This window comes from Ammoniphilus soli, assembly GCF_040813775.1.
In genome coordinates this window covers 1-586 of the sequence record NZ_JBEGDL010000177.1, presented here as the reverse complement: position 1 = coordinate 586, position 586 = coordinate 1, and the positions used below count along the sequence as shown (strand labels likewise).

At 38.2% G+C, this 586-nt stretch carries 1 protein-coding gene; it reads left to right on the top strand.

What is annotated here, in order from left to right; translation table 11 throughout:
- Positions 1-586 (top strand): IS4 family transposase (locus ABLT31_RS38935; RefSeq protein WP_367761098.1); only part of this gene is annotated, 586 nt, incomplete at both ends.

Here is a 586-nt window from a genome sequence, read left to right as displayed (position 1 = left end):
ACCTCTGTATTCGAGATTTAGGTTACTTCTGTTTAGAGGATTTTGAACAAATCGAACAACGTGGCGCTTATTATATTTCACGTTTAAAAATAAACGTTCGAATTTACCGTAAAAACGAGAAAATCGAGCGGTTTAAAAACGGAAAAGTGAAAAGAGATTCCCTGTATACGGAAATTAAGTTGGAAACGATCATGAATCAGTTGAAGCCCGGTGAGATCCTTGAAATCGAAGAAGTCTATCTCGGCAAAGAGAAAAAGTTTGTCCCTCGCCTACTCATTTCCAAGTTAACAGAGAAGCAAACCCAAGAGCGTTTAGCGATTCGAGCTAAAAATGAAAAGAAAAAAGGAATCACCTATAAAGATCGAACCAAACAATTAAGCTCCATCAACGTTTACATCACAAATACTCCTCCATCCTATGTGACCAAAGAACAGGTTTATCCCTTGTATTCTTTACGCTGGCAAGTGGAAATCTTGTTCAAAACATGGAAGTCTCTGTTTCACATCGATTCCGTCAAGCCTGTTAAAATCGAACGGTTCGAGTGTCATTTATATGGTAAATTGCTTGCCTTACTTCTGACCTCATC